The organism is Desulfovibrio sp., from assembly GCF_018379785.1.
GTDB lineage: Bacteria > Desulfobacterota > Desulfovibrionia > Desulfovibrionales > Desulfovibrionaceae > Desulfovibrio.
On the sequence record NZ_JAGZUV010000029.1, the window covers coordinates 14113 to 34249 of the forward strand.

A 20137-nucleotide genomic window follows, 5' to 3' on the forward strand; every position below is an offset into this window, starting at 1 on the left:
CCACCAACGGCGGCTAAGCCGCCGGGTGGAAAGGCACGAAAATCAGTCGCTTAACGGCGCGGCAAAGCCGCGGCCTGCTCCGGATTTTCGGGGCTGCCGACGTTGTCAACAGCCTCAGGCCCGCCCGGTCAGTTGCCGGGCGGGCCTCTTTCCTTTCGAAATTATTCTGATGGCCAGTTCCCGGCCTTTTCTCCGAAAAAAAGACGCGTGTCGCATTTGCGATAGAAAAACAGACCCAAAAAGCAAAAACATGATGGAAACCGCCGGAAGGTGGAAAGCCTGCCGCATTGCCGCGGCATCCGTTCAGCCCGCCGCCGGGATCACTTCAGTATCAGGAGGAGAGCAAGACTATGTTTTCGAGTTTCCAAACCGTTGAGCGGGTGGTGTACGGCCGGGGCGTCGCGGCGAAACTGGGCGACGAGGTTCTGCGCCTCGGCTGCCGCACGGTGGCCGTGATCACGGACAAAGGCCTGGTGGGCGCGGGCATCCATACGCCGCTGATGGCTTCCCTCAAGGGCGCGGGCGTGGACGCCCTGCTCTATGACCAGGCCGAGCTGGATCCCACCCCGGCGTCCATTGAAAAGGCCGCCGCCTGGGTCAGGCAGAACAAGGTGGAACTGCTGGTGGGCCTGGGCGGGGGCAGCGCCCTGGACAGCACCAAGGCCACGGCCCTGCTGGCCGTGCACGAAGGCCCCATGAGCCGCTATTTCGGCCTGCACAAGGTGCCCTCGGCCTGCATGCCCACCATCCTGATTCCCACCACGGCGGGCACGGGCAGCGAAATGACCTCCAACGCGGTGCTCAATGACCCGATCACCGATTCCAAGCAGGGCACGGTCAGCGACTATCTCTACGCCAAGGTGGTTCTGCTGGACCCTGAGCTGACCGCCGGCCTGCCGCCCTTTTACACGGCCATCACCGGCCTGGACGCGCTGGTGCACTGCATCGAGTCCTATGTGAGCCTGCACGCCACGCCCTTTACGGACGCCCTGAACCTTCAGGCCATGCGCATGATCTCCGACAATATCCGCAAGGTCTACGCCAACGGCGGCAATATGGAGGCACGCGAGCAGATGCTCTACGGCGCGGCCATCAGCGGCATGGGCTTTTCCAACACCCAGAACGGCATCATCCACGCTCTGGGCATGTCCGTGCCCTCGGAGCACCACATCCCCCACGGCCTGATGATGGCGGTGTGCGCGCCCATGGGCATGAGCTTCAACGCCCTGGCCGCGCCCGAAAAATTCGCGGTCATCGCCGAAATCCTGGGCAGCGCCCCGGCCGGAGCCTCAATGCGCGAAAAAGCCAAAAGCGCCGCCGCGGGCTTCGTGAACCTCATGGACGACCTGGGCATCAAGCAGGGCCTGTCCAATTACGGCATCCGCCGGGAAGAACTGCGCGGCGTGGCCGAACTGGGTGCGGCCTACAAACGTCTGATGGACAGCAATCCGCGCAAGGGCACCGCCGACGTGCTGGAAAAGCTGCTGGAGCAATTTTACTGAGAACACCCGACGCGGCACACCCTCTCCGCGCGCAACACGCAACCGCCCTCAGGGGCACAGGAGCAGACCATGTCCGACTTTCCCTACGTCAAGATCAAAAACTTCATCAACGGCCAGTGGCGCGAAGAAGCAGGCGCGCCGGTCAAGCCTTTGTACAACCCCTCCACCGGCGGGCAGATCGGCGAAGTGCCCATGTCCGGGGCGGATGCCTGCGAAGCGGCCATCGCCACGGCCTGGGAGGCCTACCAGACCTGGCGCGAAGTTCCGGTGGCCAAGCGCGTGGCTTATATCTTCAAATTGCGCGAGGCCATGATCCGCAATCACGAAAAACTGGCCCAGGGCATTGCCTGGGACCAGGCCAAGCACATCTCCGAAGCGCGCGGCGAAGTGCAGCGCGTCATCGAGATCCTGGAATCCGCCTGCGGCACGCCTTCCCTGATCCAGGGCGACATTCTGGACCAGGTCTCAAGCAGCATTTCCGTCAAGGTTGTGCGGCAGTCCCTGGGCGTGTTCGGCGGCGTGGCCCCCTTCAACTTCCCGGCCCTGGTCTTCGGCTGGTTCATCCCCTACGCCATCGCGGCGGGCAATACCTTCATCTTCAAGCCTTCCACCCAGTCGCCCTACTTTATGCAGCTCATCTGCGAACTCTTCCAGGAAATCGGCCTGCCCGCGGGCGTGGTCAACGTGATCCACGGCGATCGCTCCATTCCCGGCACCTGGTATGAAGACCCGCGCATGGCCGGGGTCTGCCTGGTGGGTTCCACGCCCACGGCCAAAAAAATGGCCGAGGGCTGCGCCAGGGGGGCCAAGCGTTCCATGCTCCTGGGCGGGGCCAAGAACATGCTCCTGGTCATGGAAGACGCCAATCTGGACGTCTTTGTGGATAACTTCCTCAATTCCTGCTACGGCTCGGCCGGGCAGCGCTGCCTGGCAGGGTCCATCGTGGCCGCCGTGCCCGAAATCTACGACGCGGTCATGGAGCGCATTCTGGAAGCCTCCAAAACCGTCAAAGTGGGCGACGCCTTTGATCCCGACGTCTACATGGGACCGCTGATTTCCCGCGCCGCCGCCGACAATGTCGCCAAGTACGTGGACATCGCCCTTGCCCACGGCAATTGCGAACTTATTCTTGATGGGCGCAATCCCGTCCTGCCCGAGAAGAACAAGAACGGCTTCTTCGTGGGGCCCACCATCATCAGGGACGTGACGCCCTGCAACCCCCTGTTCACCACCGAAGTCTTCGGGCCGCTGGTAGCCACCATCAAGGTGGCGGACATGGACGACGCCCTCAACCTGATCCGGGCTTCGGAATTCGGCAACGGCGCGTGCATCTTCACCCAGAACGCCTATTACATCGAGCGCTTCAGCCGCCTGGCCGACGTGGGCATGGTGGGCGTGAACGTGGGCATCTGCGCGCCGCATCCCTATGTGCCCTTCGGCGGCATCAAGGGCTCGCTGCTGGGCACGGACAAGGTTCAGGGCAAGGACGGCCTGAACTTCTTCACCCAGAACAAAGTCACCACCGTGCGCACACATCATCCCAAGGGGCAGGCGCCCAAGACCGCCGCCAATACATCAGTACGATCCTGCGTGGCATCGTAGCAGCGCATCACGCGCTTGAACCTGTCGTCTGACGGCCATGCGCCCCGCGACAGGTTCACGGCGCGGATTCGATGGGGAATCCGCGCGGGGCGGCGGGACATTCCCAAACCCCAACGCTCCGGGCCGCGCCATACGCGGCGGGAGGGGAAACCCCCTCCCGCCGTTCCGGAGCAGTCTATGACAATCTCCCCTCAGACCCGGCCCGTTGACACGACGGATGGAGAAATGGCCCGCATCGGACATGTAGCCGAACTCAACAAGCCCTGGGAGGACGTGCTGCGCTACGCCGTCAGATCCGTCTATCCCAAGGACGCCGTAATTCCCCACCAGAAGACCAGGGGCATGTACTACCTGTCCCGAGGTTCGGTGGGCATTTTCTATACCTCTTCCTGCGGCCGCGAACGGCTCACCATGTGCATCGAACCGGGCTGCCTGTTCAACGAAGCGCGCACCCTGGCCGGATACAATCCCGAGGGGCGCTTTGTCTGCACCTCGGAGTCCGAAGTCTGGCGCTTCCCGGAAAATCTGCTGGAGGATGCCGCCTTCATCCGCGAGCACCCGGTCCAGATCGCCAACCTGCTGCGCTCCATGGGCATCAAGATGCTCATCCACTATACCTTTCTGGCGGACATGGGCACCGGCCGCCATGAAATCCACCTCTGCCGCTTCATCCTCAGCCTGGCCCGCAAAAACAACAACCAAAGCGCCTTTCCCTGCCACATGACCCAGCAGGAAGTGGCCGACCTGCTGGGCATCCACCGGGCCACCCTGGCACGAGCCCTGCAGCGCCTCAAACAGCACGGCGTGATCTCCTCCTTTACCGCCCGCAAAGTCCAGATCAGCGACTGGAATCTGTTGCTTTCCCTGGCAAGCCGCTGAGACGGACCGCATCCGCGCGATCCGCTTTATCCCAGGGGCGCGGCTCCGTGCGGCGGCAGCGCATTGCCGTACGCATATCCGATTATGCGCACAGCGATATTTGTGAATATAGCCATACAAATTGTCATGAAACAAATTTCAAAGTTTTGAAGCGGCGTTAAAAGCATTATATGATGACATATAAAATTAAATATACTGTTATCGACATTTTCCATATAACTATAAATAACGCTTATTATATTTTTTAAATTCGCCTTGCATTGCCATATTTTTTCTTATATCTTTTAAAAAAGTATACAACATACGTATACCTATGCTGCCGGACAAGCCCCGGCACGGGCCCGCGCAATGCGCGGCGCGCCCGAGCCGCCGGGAGACAGCCTATTCCCGCAGTTTTTTCATCCCATACAGAGCCGGAACAAGCCCCGCGCCGAACCTCCGCGCGCCGGACCGACGTCATTCCGACGATCCGGCGACAGCGCCTTACAGGAGCATATAGTGACCATACGCGCCAAACTCATCAGCCTTATGGCTTCCTTCATCGCGGCCATCGCGCTCGTGGTGTCCTTCATGGCATACTACGCCTATGAGGACAGCTACCAGATCGCGGTAAGCGGCTCAAAAACGACCGTCCAGAGCGTCACGAACTATGTTTCGCTCTTCTTCAACACCGCCGAAGACAACAGCGCCTTTCTGGCCGGACTGCCGCAGACGGCCGAGGCGGCCGGGCACCTTCCCTCCCATGTCGGACTGAGCGCGTCCAAGACGCACACGCGCCGGGAAATGAGCCCCCAGGCCCTGGAGCTGGACAAGATACTGGAACAGCTTGCCGAATCCAGCTCTTCTTACCTGGCCGTGGGCCTGGGCTCCGCGGACGGAGGTTTTCTGGAGTATCCTCCCATTGCCTATCCCGCGGGTTTCGATCCGCGCAAGCGTCCCTGGTACCAGTCCGCCGTGGACAGCGGCACGGGCGCGGCCCATTCCGTCTACCTGACCGCGGCGGGCACGCCCGTGTGCTCCTTTGTGCATACGGTCAAGGACGGGGGCAGGACGGCGGGCGTCTCCTACATCGAGGTAAGCCTCGCCACGCTTTCAAAAAGCATTTCCGCCATGGAGATCGGCCGCACCGGCCGCCTGACCCTTATTGATTCAAGCGGCATCATCGTGGCGACCCGCAATACCGAGGCCCTGTTCAGCAAGGTGGCGGACAAAAAAATGCCCGGCCTCGACACAATCTACGCCATGCCCAACGGCGTGCACATGGCCGAGGTCAATGGCCGGGACGTGCTGGTCAACATCTTCAGCGACCAACGCGGCTGGAAATACATCTATGCCATCGACGCGGACGAGGTTTTTGAGGGCACTTACGACATGCTGCGGATCAGCGTGATCTTCTCCCTGGTCATGGCCGTGGCGGTATTCATTCTGGGCGCGCTGATCCTGCGCAGCATCAACCGCCCCCTGGGCCTGCTCAGCAGTACATCCGAAACCATTGCCGACGGCGACATACAGGCCGCGCTGCCCGACAGGACGCTGTTTTCCGGCGAGCTGCTGAGTCTGTACGAAAGTTTTGCGAAAATGCTCGCCCATATCAACGAGACCCTGCGCCGTTCCCAGGAAAGCGAGCAAAAAGCCCACAGTGAGGAAGAAAAGGCCCGCGCCTCCATGCTGCGGGCGGAAGAGGCGGGCGCGGCGGCCCAGGCCAAGACCGAAGCCATGCTGGGCGTGGCCGAGAGTCTGGACGAGGCCATCCGGGTCATTTCCGACGCCTCCGGCGCGCTTTCGGTCCAGATTGAGCAATCCGACCGGATCGCCTCCGAATCGGCCCGGAGCCTGGCCGAAGCCGCCACGGCCATCAATGAAATGAACGCCACGGTGCAGGAAGTGGCCCGCAATGTCTCCAGCACGTCCCAATTCTCCGGCGAGACCAGGGCCAAGGCCGAAAGCGGCGCGCAGATCGTGCATCAGTCGCTGCAAAGCATTGAGCGGGTGCACGCGGTTTCGCTGGAACTGCGCACGGACATGGAGCAGCTCAACGAGCATGCCGGGGCCATCAGCCGGATTATGACCGTGATCTCCGATATTGCGGACCAGACCAATCTGCTGGCCTTGAATGCGGCCATTGAGGCGGCCCGCGCGGGCGAGGCCGGGCGAGGCTTTGCCGTGGTGGCTGACGAGGTGCGCAAACTGGCCGAAAAAACCATGGCTTCCACTCACGACGTGAGCAGCGCCATCCAGGCCATTCAGGAAAGCACCAACAAAAGCATGGCCTCTGTGGAAAACGCCGTGCTCCAGATTGACAAGGCCACGGGCTTTGCCAATGACTCCGGCCATGCCCTGACCGACATCGTGAGCACCGCCGAGGCCACGGCCGACCAGGTTCGGGCCATTGCAACGGCCAGCGAGCAGCAGTCCGCCGCCTCGGAGGAGATCAACGCCAATATCGAACGGGTCAACAGCATGGTCGGCCAGACCGCCGAAAGCATGGCGGAAGCCGCCAGGGCCGTGGCCGGGCTCGCGGCCCAGACCGAGGGGCTGCGGGCTCTGGTGGCCCGGATGCAAGAACAGTAAGCTGAACGCCCCCGATGCCGAGGATGAGCGCGGCGCCGGGGAAGAAACGAAAAAGCAGATTCGGGCTCAGTCGCCGAAGCCGTGGGGATGCGCGCAATGCCATTCCCAGGCCGAGGCGATGATGCCCTCGATGTCCACCCTGGGTTCCCAACCCAGGATATCCCGCGCGCGCCGCGCCGAGGCCACCAGCCGGGCCGGATCGCCCGCACGGCGCGGCCCCACGCGCATCGGAACAGCGTGGCCCGTGACCCGCCGCGCGGCCTCAATCATCTCCCGTACGGAAAATCCCCGGCCGTTGCCCAGATTGCAGATGACGCTTTCGCCGCCGCGCCGCAGGTGGTCCAGGGCACGCATATGGGCGTCGGCCAGATCCATGACGTCCAGATAGTCCCGGATGCAGGTGCCGTCGGGCGTGGGATAGTCCTCGCCGAACACCGTGATATGTTCGCGCAGGCCCAGGGGCACCTGGAGGATCAGGGGAATAAGATGGCTTTCCGGCCGGTGGTCCTCGCCGATGGCTCCGCCGGGCAGAGCCCCGGCCACGTTGAAATAACGCAGTATCACGGAGCGCATGCCGTGCGTCCGGCCCACCCAGCGCATGATGTTTTCCATCATCAGCTTGCTTTCGCCGTAGGGGTTGGCGGGCCGGGTGGGGTCGTTCTCCTCGATGGGCACGCGTCGCGGCTCGCCATAGACCGCCGCCGTGGAGGAAAAGACGATCTTGTCCACGCCATGCCGCTGCATGGCTTCCAGCAGCATCTGCATCCCGTGGACATTGTTGTTGAAATAGGCCAGCGGCCTTTCCATGCTCTCGCCCACCAGAGAACTGGCCGCGAAGTGGAGCACCGCGTCGATGCGGTTTTCGCTGAAGACCCTGTCCAGGGCTTCGGGATCACGAATATCCCCTTCATGGAGGCGCACGCCCGCGGGCACGGCTTGGCGATGTCCGGTCAGAAAATTGTCGATGACCACGGCTTCCTCGCCGCGCGCCAGCAGGGCGCGTACATTATGCGAGCCGATGTAACCGGCTCCGCCGCAGACCAGAATCGCCATGTTTCTTCTCCCTCTTCCTCGGGCTCGCGTCGGTTGGCGCGCGCCGTCAACAATGTAATCCACCCCGTAAAAATCCGGCTGAAGGCCGCTGCGGAACCTTCGTGCGCCGTCGCGCATGCACGCATCCGCCACGCCGTGCTCACCGGCCTTAACGCGCCCTACTTTCGATTCTGGCCCGTAACGCCGTCTTTGGCAAGACGGAGCGGGAGACGGAACACCGCTTGTCAAAACACGAGGGCCGGCTCACAGTACAGGCATCACCATCGGCACGGTCACGGGCCGTGCCAAAGGACAATCATATATGACACCAATGAAAAATCTGACCTTTGTGGTTTTTGTCTGTTTTACGGGCGCGCTGGCGGGCCTGCTGTTCGGCCTGGACATCGGCTCGGTTTCCGGGGCGCTGCCCTTTGTGACCAAAGAGTTCGCCATTGACGCCGATGCCGAGGGGTGGGTGGTCAGCGTGCTGATGCTGGGCGCCGCCGTGGGCGCCGTGGCCGGGTCCCGCCTCTGTAAGGAACTGGGGCGCAAGATCAGTCTGATGATCGCGGCCGCCCTGTTTGTACTGGGTTCGGCGCTGGCGGCCTGGGCCCCGCAGGTTTCCTGGCTCATCGCCGGGCGCTTTGTATTGGGCCTGGCCGTGGGCGTGGCCTCGTTCACCGCGCCGCTCTACCTCTCGGAAATCTCGCCCGTGCGCTTCAGGGGCGGGATCATCTCCCTGTACCAGTTGATGATCACCATCGGCATTCTGGCGGCCTATCTCATCGACACGGCCCTGAGTTCTTCCGGGGCCTGGCGCTGGATGTTCGGCATCCCCGGCATCCCCTCGGCCCTTTTGCTGGCGGCGGTGATTTTTCTGCCCCGCAGCCCGCGCTGGCTGGCCATGCAAGGCCGCGTGGACGACGCCCGCGCCGTGCTGACCCGTCTGCGCGAAAGTCCGGAAGAGGCCGCCGGAGAGTTGACTGAAATCCGCGAGAGTCTGTCCGTCAGGCAGGAGGGCTGGCAGTTGTTCAAGAGCAACCGCAACGTGCGCCGGGTCGTGGGGCTGGGCATGCTCTTGCAGCTCATGCAGCAATTCACGGGCATAAACGTCATCATGTACTACGCGCCCAAAATCTTTGAGGAAGCGGGCTACGCGGGCATTCAGCAGCAGATGTGGGGTACGGTGGCCGTGGGCCTGACCAATGTGCTGGCCACGTTCATCGCCATCGGCCTGGTGGACCGCTGGGGACGGCGGCCCATCCTCACCCTGGGCTATACGGTCATGGCCCTGAGCATGGGCCTGCTGGGCCTGATGTTTCACCTGGGCACGGACACCGCCGGGGCGCGGCTCTTTTCCGTGGGCGTGCTGCTGGTCTTTATCATCGGCTTCGCCATGAGCGCCGGGCCGCTGGTCTGGGTGCTCTGCTCCGAAATCCAGCCGCTCAAAAGCCGCGAATTCGGCATCATGTGCTCCACGACCACCAACTGGCTGGCCAACGCCTGCATCGGCTACATGTTTCCGCCGCTGCTGGCCTGGCAGGGCGCGGCCCATACCTTCTGGCTGTTCGCCGCCCTGAACGCCCTGTTCATCTGGCTGACCGTCAGGATAACCCCGGAAACCAAGGGCGTGAGCCTGGAACATCTGGAGCGCAATCTGATGGCGGGCAAGCCCTTGCGCGATCTGGGCGGCGATACGGCCGCCTGAGTCCGGGTGAGCCGCTCATGACCGGAAAAAGAGCCGCCCAAAGCGGCTCTTTTTCCCAACGTGGCGGCAAAGCCGTGTTGCCTTGACTGTAACGTAAAGATAAAGACAGCACTGCCACGGATCGCGGCAGCAATCTTTTTGACTATCGGTTCGCGGAGCCCATGACCGTGGGCATTCATAAGACTCACAAGTTCCCCAGCGACCGGCGCGAAGCACGAAACCCGCGCCATTGCATCACCGCCCGGCCCTAGGCTTCGGAGGCGCCCCCGCCGTTTTCAATATCCGGCGCGGCGTCGATATTCGTATTGACCACGCTGGCTCCGGCCGGGGGCGGCAGCGCGCCCGCCTCGCGCATTTCCGCATAGAAGACACAACCGTTTTTGCCCATATGCTTGGCCTGATAGGTGGCCTCGTCGGCATGCTGGTAGAGTTCCGCGAAGCTGCGCCCGTCGCCGGGGGCGCAGGCCACGCCCATGCTGGCGGTCAGCACGTAACGGCTTTCGCCCTCGCCCCATTCCGTGTGCAGTTCGCCGCCCAGTTTGGCGGCCCGCTCACGGATCCGGAGCATGCTCAGCCGTTCGGTACAGAAAACCAGAAATTCGTCGCCGCCGATGCGCCCCACAATATCCGCAGCGCGGAAATTCTGGCGGATGATCCGGGCCATGGCGCAGATGGCCTGATCGCCCACAGCGTGGCCCAAGCGGTCATTGATGATCTTGAAGTTGTCGAAATCGATCATGAACAGCGCATAGCCGCCCGCCCCTTCCAGGTTGTGCCGGTCAAGGAAGCGGGCGATGGCCTGTTCCGTCGCCAGCTTGTTGTACATGCCGGTGGCGCTGTCGCGCGCGGCCTGATTGCGCAGGGTGAGCTCCAGGTTCTTCTGGTTGTCGATGTCCGTGATGATTCCGATGACGTAGATGGGCCAGCCGCTGTCGTCCATGATGTTGGAGGCTTCGATCCTGTACCAGCGGTACAGGCCGTCCACGTCGCACAGGCGCATTTCCGCCACGCGCTTTGTCTGCTGCAGAGCGTCCTGAAAGTCGCGCAGCGCGTCCCGGTCGTCCGGATGCACCGGAATCTGGCTGCCGTCCGGGTCCGGTTCCAGAATATTGAAGGCCGAGCCGAACAACTGCATCCAGCGCGTGCTGCAATAAAAATCACCGTTGAGCAGATCCTGTTCAAAAATAATGATATCGTGCTGCTCAAGAATGAAATGATAGCGTTCATCGGAAATGCGCTGGGCCTGCTGCATTTCTTTGCTGTGCGTGATGTCGAAGACAATGCTTGCGATATAGGGCTGCCGCCGTTCGTCGCAGGCCAGGGTGCCCTTGTTGTAGAGCCAGACCAGACTGCCGTTTTTGGCCCGGGTGCGGTATTCCACATCAATGGCTTTGCTCTTTTCCAGTTGCCGGGAAATGGTCAGCAGAACCTCGTCGCGGTCTTCTTCGTAAATAGTGTTGGCAAAAGTGTTTTCGTAAATGCGCTCGAACTCTTCCCGGCTGTAGCCCAGCAGATCCAGATAATTCTGGCTGAGAAACAGAAAGCTGCCGTCCACACCGCTGAACTTCTGTATTCCGCCGGAAATATTGGCGATAATGGCGCTGTATTCTTCCTGCTGGCTGCGTATTTTGCGGTGGGAACGGCGCTGGCTGTACAAAAGGTAGAGCAGCAGCAAAACGGTGATGACCGTCACGCGCAGCATCAGCGTGCGGGTGACGGCATTCTGCTGGTCGATACGTTCATTCAGAACGCTTTGCGGCAGAATGGAAACCAGTTGCCAGTCGTTTTGCGCCAGAGGCACGCGGTTCATGTAAAAGGAATAGCCGGCGCCTTTGAAGTGCAGCACCTTGTCGCCGTTCTGACGCATGCCCTTGAAGAAATCCCGCACCTGGGAGACCGTATGCGGCGGTTGCGTCTGTTTGAAGTGCCTGATCAGGACGTCCATATCCCGCCCTTGCGGCAACGCGCCGAAAAGTACGCGATCCTGGCTGTCGAAAACCAGGTTGGAGGTCCGGCCGTCAAAGGCCCTGGTTTCTATGCTGGCCTGCAAGGCGTCAATATTGATGCCCGCCACCAGCACGGCCCGGACCTTGTCCTCGCGTGTTACAGGCACGGCCAGGGCCAGCACCCGGCTGTGGTCGTCAGTGGAAACAATGCCGGAGGAAATGCTCGCCTCGCCGCGCAGGGCGCGCTGAAAATAGGCGTCCGCGCTGAGGTCGAGCTCTTTGCCCAAGGCGGAAAATCCCCTGCCGTCCGGCGCCAGAATGCCGAAATTACGGATGCCCGGCTCCAGCATCAGGCCGAAATTCCTGGCATTTTCCCGGGTGACAGGATTTTCGCGGGAAGAAAGCAGACGGGCCGCTCCCTCCAGATCGCGGAAGCGTTCCCTGAGCTGGCGCTGAAAGTTCTCCGCCGCATAGTGTGTGGATTCCTGCAGACGCTGGGTCAGATTGGAGGTAATGTCCTGTTTGGTGCTGGCATTGTAGTCCCGGATGGAATAAAGCAAGCCCCCGAGCAGCGCGGCGAGGAAGAACGCGGAAACTATGGCGGTGGACAATTTGGACATGCGATCATCCGTTACAGACATTGCCATCCGGTAATCTTCCGCTACGGTGCGGCACCCGCAAACGACGTGCCGGTCTTCCCGGACGCGGCCGGCATTCCCGCCCTGACAGCAGGAGGGCTCCGGCACGGGCATTTTTGCGGGCAGGCTGAGATTGTGGCCGAAAGCATAGACGCATTATTCTCAAAAGGGAAGCTGCCGGAACCGGGATAATCTTAAAAAAAGTGCCCCATAAGGGGCACTTACAATATGCGAGGGTACGGCCGGAATTCAGCTCAATTTGGAAAGCAAGGTCTCCTTGATGGAGTCGATGCTGCCTTCGCCGTTGAGTTCAATGTATTTGGTCTTGCCCTCGTCGGCCAGCTTCTTGAAGAAATAGGCGGCGGCCAGGGTGCCGTCGGTGGTATTGTAATAAATGTCGTGGCGCTTGTTGATGGCGTTCTCGTCCTGGTCGTCGCTGCGCGCGGAAAGTTCGGCCCCGCAGACGCGGCATTTGTCGCCGTCGGGCTTGATGGCGTCAATGAAGATATTGTTGGGGTGATTGTTGTTTTCCTTGCAGAGGCGGCGGCCCATGATCCGGTTTTTCGCCACTTCGCGCGGCAGCAGAATTTCCACCACGTAGTCGAGCTTGAGGCCTTCTTTCCGCAGGGCTTCCCAGAGCTTCCGGGCCTGGACCATATTGCGGGGGAAGCCGTCCAGCAGCCAGCCGTCCTTGCCCTTGGTCTTCAGGGTTTCCAGCACCATGGGAATGGTGATGTCGTCGGGCACCAGGTCGCCGCGGTCAATATAGGCCTTGGCTTTTTTGCCCAGATCCGTGCCGCCGCCGATATGTTCGCGGAAGATGGCGCCGGATTCGATGTGGGCAAGATTGTATTTTTGTTTGATCAGATTGCCCTGGGTGCCCTTGCCGCTGCCGTTGGGTCCGAAAATCAGGATATTCACCGTTGCTCTCCTTGACGGAACCGGATGTTGATTTGTGCAAAAAAGAACACGCTCTTTGCGGTTCTAGCCCGGAAAAACCACTCTGTCAACGGGGGCGGCGAAGAACAGGCGGCTCGTGGGAGCGGCGGGAAAGAGAGACGCGTCGGTGCGGGGCACGGTCAAAGGCGGATCATACCGTACTTTCCGTTTTTTTACGCCGGGTCGCCATAAGGCCCCACAGCGCGGGGAGGTTCCGGGGCAGATTGCCGCCCCAGACCGCTTCCGGGAGGATGTTATGGAAAGCTCCTTGCCCACGTTCCGGCTGTGCAGGCCAGCAGCTTATGCAAGGAAGGATACGGCCAAGGCGTTTCCTGTAGAAATAGGCAAAAAGATGCGAGTATCATAGCTGGTTCAGGAGCATGGGCACGCGTATTGTCCAGCCATAGATTTTGAACCACAAGAAATGCGGATGCGCATCAGGACGTTGCTCAGAGGTGGCGTGTCTCAAAAGAATATTGGCATGATGATTCGCGCGAATCCGGCCATGCTTATGGGATTATAAGCGGCAAGATGAAAACTTGCAGGTAAAAGGAGAATTATAATGAGCGATACAAAGGAAAAGCCGGTTCAGGAAATAAGCCGCCGTGGAGTCTTGCAGGCCGCCGCGGTATTGGTTGCCGCCCCTGTTTTGATGGGAGGATTTTCGGGCGTGGGTATGGCTGCGGAAGGAAGTTCCATGATTTCTCGCGCATCTGGAAGGAAAAGTTCCCTTGATCTGCCGCTGTTGACGAAAAAGCGCACTCTTGGGAACAGGAAGTTCAGCATGGAAGTGTCCGCTCTGGGGTTCGGCGTGATGGGCGCGAACTACAATCGCGGCACTTCCCCCGACAGAAAGAAGGTGATTGAGGTGATACGCCGGGCCGCCGAGCACGGCGTCACCCTTTTTGATACCGCTCAGGTCTACGGGCCGCTGACCAATGAGGAACTCGCCGGAGAGGCCCTGGCCCCATATAGGGACAAGGTCGCCGTCACGACCAAGTTCGGTCACAGCATCGTCAATGGAGTCTATCAGACCGGCAAGTTGAACAGCCGTCCGGAAAATATTCGCAGGGTCGCGGAAGGATCGCTGAAGAGACTGAAGGTCGATGCCATCGAACTTTTCTATCAGCATCGTTTTGACCCCGAAGTGCCCATTGAAGATGTGGCCGGAACCGTCAAGGAGCTCATTCGTGAAGGCAAGGTGAAACGCTTCGGCCTGTGCGAAGTGGGGCCGGAAACCATCCGCCGCGCTCACGCCGAGCAACCCGTCACCGCCGTCCAGAGTGAATACCACCTGATGTGGCGCGAACCGGAAAAGGATATTTTCCCTGTACTTGAGGAACTCGGCATCGGCTTTGTGCCCTACAGCCCGCTCAATCGGGGCTTCCTTGGCGGGGACATGACCGCATACACCCGATTCGATTCCGGCAACGACAATCGCAACACCTTGCCCCGGTTCGCGCCTGAAGCTCTGGGAAAAAATCTGATGTTTGTGGAAGTTCTCAACCGCTTCGGCCGTCCCAGAGGCATCACCGGCGCGCAGGCCGCTTTAGGCTGGATGTTGCAGAAGGGAGACGGGATCGTTCCCATTCCGGGCACGACCAAACTGTCCCACCTGGAAGAAAATATCCGGGCGGCCAATCTGGCGGTGAGCCCGGAAGAATGGAAGGAACTTGAAGATGCGCTTTCAAGGGTGGAGATCGTGGGCGACCGCTACCCGGCGGAACAGCAAAGACAGGTTCAAAAAAGTTAGTAACGTTCGCCAATTCCGGCGGACACACAATAATGAGCAGGGGTGTGTCCGCCGGGCGAATTCCGAGCCATGGAAAAGGATAATCGATATGAAACAGGAAATGATGAAAGCTGGAGTGCTGACCGGGCCGCAGCGGATTGAAATCAGGCGGGTGCCCGTTCCGGAAATGGCTCCGGGCATGTTGAAGATACGGATTTCCGCCTGCGGGGTGTGCGGCAGCGACATCCACATGTGGAAGGCCGGAAAAGGCTGGAGTCCGGAACCCCTCGACAATTTCCATATGGGACATGAATTTTGCGGCGTGGTGGTCGATCCCGGCGACAGCGGTTTTCAAATCGGCGACCGCGTGACGTTCTGGGCCAACCTGTACTGTGGCAAATGCGATATGTGCCGGGCGGGCAAGGAACATCTTTGCCGGGATGTGCACGGCACGAATTACATCGGTTTCGTATGCAACGGCGGCTATGCGGAATACTTTGTCGGCAAGGCCGGGAATGCCTACAAGCTGCCGGATACGGTGTCGGACGTCGCCGCCGGGCTGATTGACCCTCTGATGGTTGCTTATCATGCGGTCAGGCAGTCCAGTCTGAAACTGCACGACAAGGTGCTGGTGGTCGGCAGCGGCATTATCGCGCAGCTTATCGGCGGACTGGCCAAGAAAGCGGGAGCCTCCGCTCTGGCCATGTCCAGGATTGATGAGAGGCAAACGGGCAAGGCACGGGAAATAGGCGATTTCGACGCTTATTTTGACGGGAACGATCCCGATCGTGCCGCAAAGATGCAGGAGGCATCCGAAGGCGGCTTCGATGTTGTTTTCGAGGCTGTCGGCGCGGGAGAATCCCTTGCCGCCTGCATGGACGGCGTGAAACCCGGCGGCGAAATAGTGATGATCGGCAACTCGATGACGCCTACGGTTCCTTTTGAACTGAACCGCGCCGTGCTGCATGAAGTCCGCCTGACCGGGAGTGTTTCCTGCACCCGAAAGGAATTTACGGAAACCATTGACCTCATCGCCAAAGGCATCATCGACGCTGAAAAGTATGTGACCGACATTCTGCCGCTGGATCAGCTTCAGCACGCTTTCGAGAAACAGATTTCCCCGGCCGAATCCGTTTTGAAGACCGTCATCAGGCTGTAAAAGCCGCTGCTACGCTTGCGCATGAGGCCCTCGGCGTTGCGTTTTGAAATCGCTTTCGTCGGATGCGGGAACCACCTCCGCTTATTCACAGTGTGGAAACGACGCGGCGACGATTCAGATCCCTGAGCGGCGGCTCACCAAAAACTCTTTTATATTCCCGGTTGAATTGCGTCATGCTTTCGTAACCTACAGCGAAAGCCGCGCTGGAAGCGCGTTCGTTCTCCACCAACATGAGACGTTGAGCTTCATACAAGCGCAGTTGTTTCTGATATTGTAAGGGACTGAGCCCCGTAAGCAGCTTGAAATGCCGGTGCAGATTCGCCGTTGACATGCTGACCTGTCGTGCCAGCGATTCCACACGCATCGGAATTTTATAATTTTCTCGTATCCAGGTTATGGCTTGAGCAACCTGATTATTCTGCGTGCCCGGTGTGTTCAATTGCCGCAAGATGTTGCCATGCGGGCTTATAAGCAGGAGATAATGGAGTTCACGCAGCATCATCGGGGCACGAATCGATATTTGTTCAGGTTTTTCAAGAAGATCTACAAGGCGGAGAAACATTTCCAAAATATCTGAACCGGCATCGGCAATGGAAACACTGGTGCAATCTTCAGAAGTTTCTGGAAAATTGTGTTTCATCTCCAATGTCAAGGATGAAAGCAAATGTCTGTCTAAATAGAGATAGAGGAAGAGAAAGGGTGTCTCATGCGTGGGGTTGATAACATAGGAAGAGATAGGCATATCTATCCCGGCCACAATGCACTGGTTTTCCGTATAGACAAATTCCCGGCCGCCCATAAGGGAGTGTTTGGTTCCCTGGACCACAAGCCCCACTAGCGGCTTTTCAAAACATTGCTCAGGCGTCCCCACATCCTCACGGCGAACCAGATTGAAACCTTCGATGGCAGTTGGATAGATGCAGGGGGAATCCAGATACCGCAACAGTTTTTGTTTCAGTTCCACATTCAATTGAGCTATCCGTTGCGAATCCTCTGCCATGACATTGCACCTTTTTTATTAAGGAGACTCTTTACATAATGGAAAAGGCAAAAATATAACTGTCTTATATTTTTAAATAAATTCAATATATTCTAAATAGATCTCGAAAGATGCTAAAACCATGTCAGTTATGTCAGATAAAAGGTAACGATTTTCCCCCTGCGTTGCTAAACCGCCAAACAGGGCATGTCGCGCCTGCAAATATCGCCTAACGGCAAAGTGAACTCGCCTTGCAAGGCGTCGCGATACGGATTTTCCGCGAAAGCCCACGCCGTGCGCCTGGATATTTTCAAGAGCAAACTACTCTAAAAAATTTTATCGGAACAACTTCCAGGTTCCCTCCACAATGCCGCCCAGCACGTCCACAAAGCCCGAGGTGATGCCGCCGATGGTGTTCAGGATCAGCTTGCCCGCGCCGATGGAAGTTTTGCTGTCGTGCAGGCTGCCGTAGAGGCGCAGGGGAAAATCGGGCAGATTTTTCATATTCACGGTAAAATTGCAGTCCAAGGTTTCCTTGTTGAGATCTATCCAGCCGCCGCCGTGAACCTTGAGCCCCGGTCCCTGCAGGCTGAAGTCGCCGCTGTGGACCACCCCGGACGCGATATCGCCCGAGGCCGAGGCCAGATCAAAACGCGTGGGCTTGCCCTTGAGTCGGCCGTCAGTGCCGCGTTTCTGGTAGGAACCGTCGCGCACGCTAAAACGCCAGAGGCCGTTCAGGGCGGCGGGCAGCTGGCCCGGTCCGGTCAGGGCGCCCCGGACCTCGGAACTGATGCTGCCCCGGCCTCCCAGGGCCGCGCTGCCGCCCCTGTCCCGGCTGGCGGCGGTCAGGTCGAAGTCCGTCACGGAGAGGGAACTCTCAAAACGCAGACCCTTTGTGAAGTCGATGGCGGCTTGGCTTTGCAGGGGCGCGCCGTAAAAACGGCCAGTGTTGGGCCCGCAGCTCAACCGGCCGTTTTCCAGGCTGAGCGGCAGCTTGAGATCCTGCACCTTGAAACGCCAGCCGGACAGTTCCTTGACGCGCAGTTCGCCTTTGGCGTTGAAGGCCCGCAGGAAGCGGAAGTCCCATTTGCCGCCCGCCGCCCTGGGCGCGGCCTTTTTGGCGGAAGCGTCCCTTTTGTCGTCCAGGTAGCGATTCAGGTCTAACTTGTCCACGCTGAGATTGAAATCCAGAACCGGCTGCGACTTGCGCATGGAGGCGCTCAGCGAGCCGCTGACCGCGCTCTGGTCCACGCGGGCGCGGATGTTGCTGAGAGAAAGCGTTTCCGGAGTGCCCTTGAAATCCGTCTCCAGAGAGAGCGTGTTCAGGTCGGGCGGCAGCTTGGCCGCCGTGCTGAAAGCCTGCCGCAGGGTACGGCCCAGGTCCCGGCTGAACGCGGAAACCGAGCCCTGCCAGGCAAGGCCGCCCTTGCCGCTGTTGACCTGGGCCTGGCCCCGCAGCTCCACGCCCAGCGCATTGGCATGGGCCTTGCCGACAGCGAGCTGGTTGCGCGCGCCCTGGCAGGAAAATTCGCCGCTCAGGTCCGCCTGCAGGCCCTCGGGCAGAGCGCTGAGCGCCGGACTCAGGCGCAGCGCCAGGCTGCCGGGCAGGTTCTGAAAGTCCAGATTGCCGTTGCCGCCGCCGTCGCCGCTGAACCAGAGCCGGCCGTTCAGATCCGCCCGGCCGTTCAGGTCCACGCTGTCCAGAGCGCCGCTCCACTGGCCGTCCAGGCCCAGACGGCCCTTTTCCCAGGCGGCGGAACGAGCCCTGAGTTCCACATCCATGCCCGTGAAGGCCAGATTTCCGGACGCGCCGGGCAGGCGCAGAGCCCCCTGCTCGCCGCGCGCGCTCACCGTGCCCCGCAGTTTTCCCAGAAAGACATCCAGTTCGCGGCCCTGGCTCATAATGTCCACATCGGCCCGCAGACGGCCGCTTTTGATGGGCAGCACGGGCATGGCCCTGCCCAGGGGAGCGCCGTTCACGTCGCGGAAGCGCATCTTGATGGCATAGGGAAGCTCGGGGCCGCCGCCCAGAATGCACTCTCCGCGCACGCTGCCGCCGTAGAGCCGCCCCTCCGCCGTGAGCAGGGTGTCCTCCAGGCCGTTTTTGTCCATTTTTCCGGGGCTGATGACCACCTTGGCGTCCTCAATGAGCAGGGGGCCGTAATCCACTTTGGCGGCGGCCAGCCGGATGTCGTAGTCCACGCCGGTTTCACCCGGCTTGAGAGGCTCGCCGGGCAGAGGCGTCAGCGAATCGTGGAAAAAACGGGGCCCCAGGGGCGGCTTGCCCACGGACTCGGGAATCGCCAGGCCCAGATTGAGGCGCTCGGCCCTGAGATCCAGAGCCACCTCCGGCTTGGCCCAGCTGGCAACTCCGCCCGAACCGGTAAAGCGCGCCCCGGCGCAGCGCACCGCAATGCGCGGCACCGTCAGGCCCAGGCCGTCCAGATGAAAATCCAGGCTGCCGTCGGTAAGGTTGTCCAGGGCCAGTTGCAGGCCGGGCGCGAGATTGCGGGCAAAGCCCAGCCACTGGGTCAGGCTGGCGCGGTGCAGCAGCAGGCGGCCGTCCAGACTGAAGCCCTGCTCCTTGTTTTGCAGCGCGCCGGGCAGACGCAGGGTTCCGCTGAGCTCCCCGCTGTCCGGCCCGAATTCCAGCCGGAGCCGCTCCAGATTGACAACCGGCTCGCTGCCGCGCATGGACGCCGTGCCCGCCACGGAGAACGGCAGCAGCTCCCGGTCTTTGACCAGTTCCCCGCGCAGATCCGCGCGCGCCGTCCGGCCCGTGGTCCCGCCCTGAAGATCCAGAGCCATGTTGAAGCGCTCAAGGAAGGGCGGCCAGCGCAGCGAGCCGCTGAGCCGCAGCCTGGGCGTGGCCGTGAGCGGCGCCCGCAGGTCGCTTTCCCCTTCGGCCAGAAAATTGTCCAGACGAATCAGGGGCGCTCCCTGCCGCCGCAGCAGAACCGCGCCCAGATGCACCCTGCCGCTGACACCGGCCGGAGCTTCCGTGTCCAGACGGCATTGCAGGCCGCTCAATTGCAGGTGCGCGCCGTCCGTGCCGATGAGCTCGGCTTCGCCCTGGACAATGGTCATGCGGCAGCCGTCGGGCAGATCCGGCAGGCCGCCGCCGTTTCCGCGCAGGCGGGCAGCCAGCGCGTCCATATCCCCCAGGGGCAGGGGCAGCGCGCCGCCCAGCTTGGGCCGCAGCAGGGAAATATTGCGCGGCACGAATTCCCCGCGCAGCAGGGCCAGAAAATCAGGCCGCAGGGTGGCATAGGCCACGGAGAAATGCAGGTCCTTTCCACGCACCGAGGCGTTGCTCACCGCGATGGAAGGCACGGGCAAAAGCACCACGTCCACGGCTTCCACACAGAAGATCAGGCCCGTGCGCGCGGAAATCCCGTCCAGATAGTGGCGGGTGAGAGCTTCGGGATTGCGCTGTAAAAGATAGAAGGC

Annotated in this window: 12 protein-coding genes; 7 read left to right on the forward strand and 5 right to left on the reverse strand. The window is 60.7% G+C overall.

What is annotated here, in order from left to right; translation table 11 throughout:
* Positions 1 to 350: 350 nt before the first annotated feature.
* The 4 genes from KH208_RS07980 (at position 351) to KH208_RS07995 (ending at position 6554) form a co-directional block, all read left to right on the forward strand.
* On the forward strand, positions 351 to 1502 hold the full coding sequence (locus KH208_RS07980; protein WP_291435323.1) for an iron-containing alcohol dehydrogenase: 1152 nt from the start codon (positions 351 to 353) through the stop codon (positions 1500 to 1502).
* Positions 1503 to 1571: 69 nt separating this feature from the next.
* A complete protein-coding gene (locus KH208_RS07985) occupies positions 1572 to 3104 on the forward strand; it encodes an aldehyde dehydrogenase family protein (RefSeq protein ID WP_291435324.1) in 1533 nt (510 codons plus the stop codon).
* Between the two features lie 177 nt (positions 3105 to 3281).
* Positions 3282 to 3983 carry a Crp/Fnr family transcriptional regulator gene (locus KH208_RS07990; protein ID WP_291435326.1) on the forward strand — a complete coding sequence of 234 codons (702 nt, stop codon included), beginning with the start codon at positions 3282 to 3284 and terminating at the stop codon, positions 3981 to 3983.
* Between the two features lie 498 nt (positions 3984 to 4481).
* Positions 4482 to 6554: a methyl-accepting chemotaxis protein gene (locus KH208_RS07995; protein WP_291435328.1), complete on the forward strand. Its 2073-nt coding sequence runs from the start codon at positions 4482 to 4484 to the stop codon at positions 6552 to 6554.
* 66 nt (positions 6555 to 6620) lie between these two features.
* On the opposite strand, the gene galE is transcribed toward KH208_RS07995, so the two are convergent.
* Positions 6621 to 7607, reverse strand: a complete 987-nt coding sequence (galE, locus tag KH208_RS08000; RefSeq protein ID WP_291435330.1) for a UDP-glucose 4-epimerase GalE — start codon at positions 7605 to 7607, stop codon at positions 6621 to 6623.
* Between the two features lie 301 nt (positions 7608 to 7908).
* Here galE and KH208_RS08005 point away from each other — a divergent pair, with 301 nt between their 5' ends.
* Complete coding sequence (locus KH208_RS08005) at positions 7909 to 9294, forward strand: sugar porter family MFS transporter (protein WP_291435332.1); 1386 nt, start codon at positions 7909 to 7911, stop codon at positions 9292 to 9294.
* A 247-nt stretch (positions 9295 to 9541) separates the two neighbouring features.
* Here KH208_RS08005 and KH208_RS08010 read toward each other — a convergent pair whose 3' ends face one another.
* Positions 9542 to 11860 (reverse strand): GGDEF domain-containing protein, encoded by a 2319-nt coding sequence (locus KH208_RS08010; protein WP_291435334.1) that lies wholly within the window; start codon positions 11858 to 11860, stop codon positions 9542 to 9544.
* Between the two features lie 267 nt (positions 11861 to 12127).
* Positions 12128 to 12799 (reverse strand): adenylate kinase, encoded by a 672-nt coding sequence (locus KH208_RS08015; protein ID WP_291435335.1) that lies wholly within the window; start codon positions 12797 to 12799, stop codon positions 12128 to 12130.
* Positions 12800 to 13379: 580 nt separating this feature from the next.
* On the opposite strand from KH208_RS08015, the gene KH208_RS08020 reads away from it, so the two are divergent.
* Together KH208_RS08020 and KH208_RS08025 are read left to right on the forward strand one after the other, a co-directional pair.
* Positions 13380 to 14570 carry an aldo/keto reductase gene (locus KH208_RS08020; RefSeq protein WP_291435336.1) on the forward strand — a complete coding sequence of 397 codons (1191 nt, stop codon included), beginning with the start codon at positions 13380 to 13382 and terminating at the stop codon, positions 14568 to 14570.
* On the forward strand, positions 14497 to 15708 hold the full coding sequence (locus KH208_RS08025) for an alcohol dehydrogenase catalytic domain-containing protein (RefSeq protein WP_291435338.1): 1212 nt from the start codon (positions 14497 to 14499) through the stop codon (positions 15706 to 15708). The genes KH208_RS08020 and KH208_RS08025 overlap by 74 nt, the downstream gene beginning before the upstream one ends.
* A gap of 85 nt (positions 15709 to 15793) precedes the next feature.
* On the opposite strand, the gene KH208_RS08030 is transcribed toward KH208_RS08025, so the two are convergent.
* Both KH208_RS08030 and KH208_RS08035 read right to left on the reverse strand, forming a co-directional pair.
* Positions 15794 to 16708 carry an AraC family transcriptional regulator gene (locus tag KH208_RS08030; RefSeq protein WP_062251367.1) on the reverse strand — a complete coding sequence of 305 codons (915 nt, stop codon included), beginning with the start codon at positions 16706 to 16708 and terminating at the stop codon, positions 15794 to 15796.
* 315 nt (positions 16709 to 17023) lie between these two features.
* Positions 17024 to 20137, reverse strand: a 3114-nt coding sequence (locus KH208_RS08035) for an AsmA-like C-terminal region-containing protein (RefSeq protein ID WP_291435337.1), incomplete at its 5' end; no start/stop codon positions are given.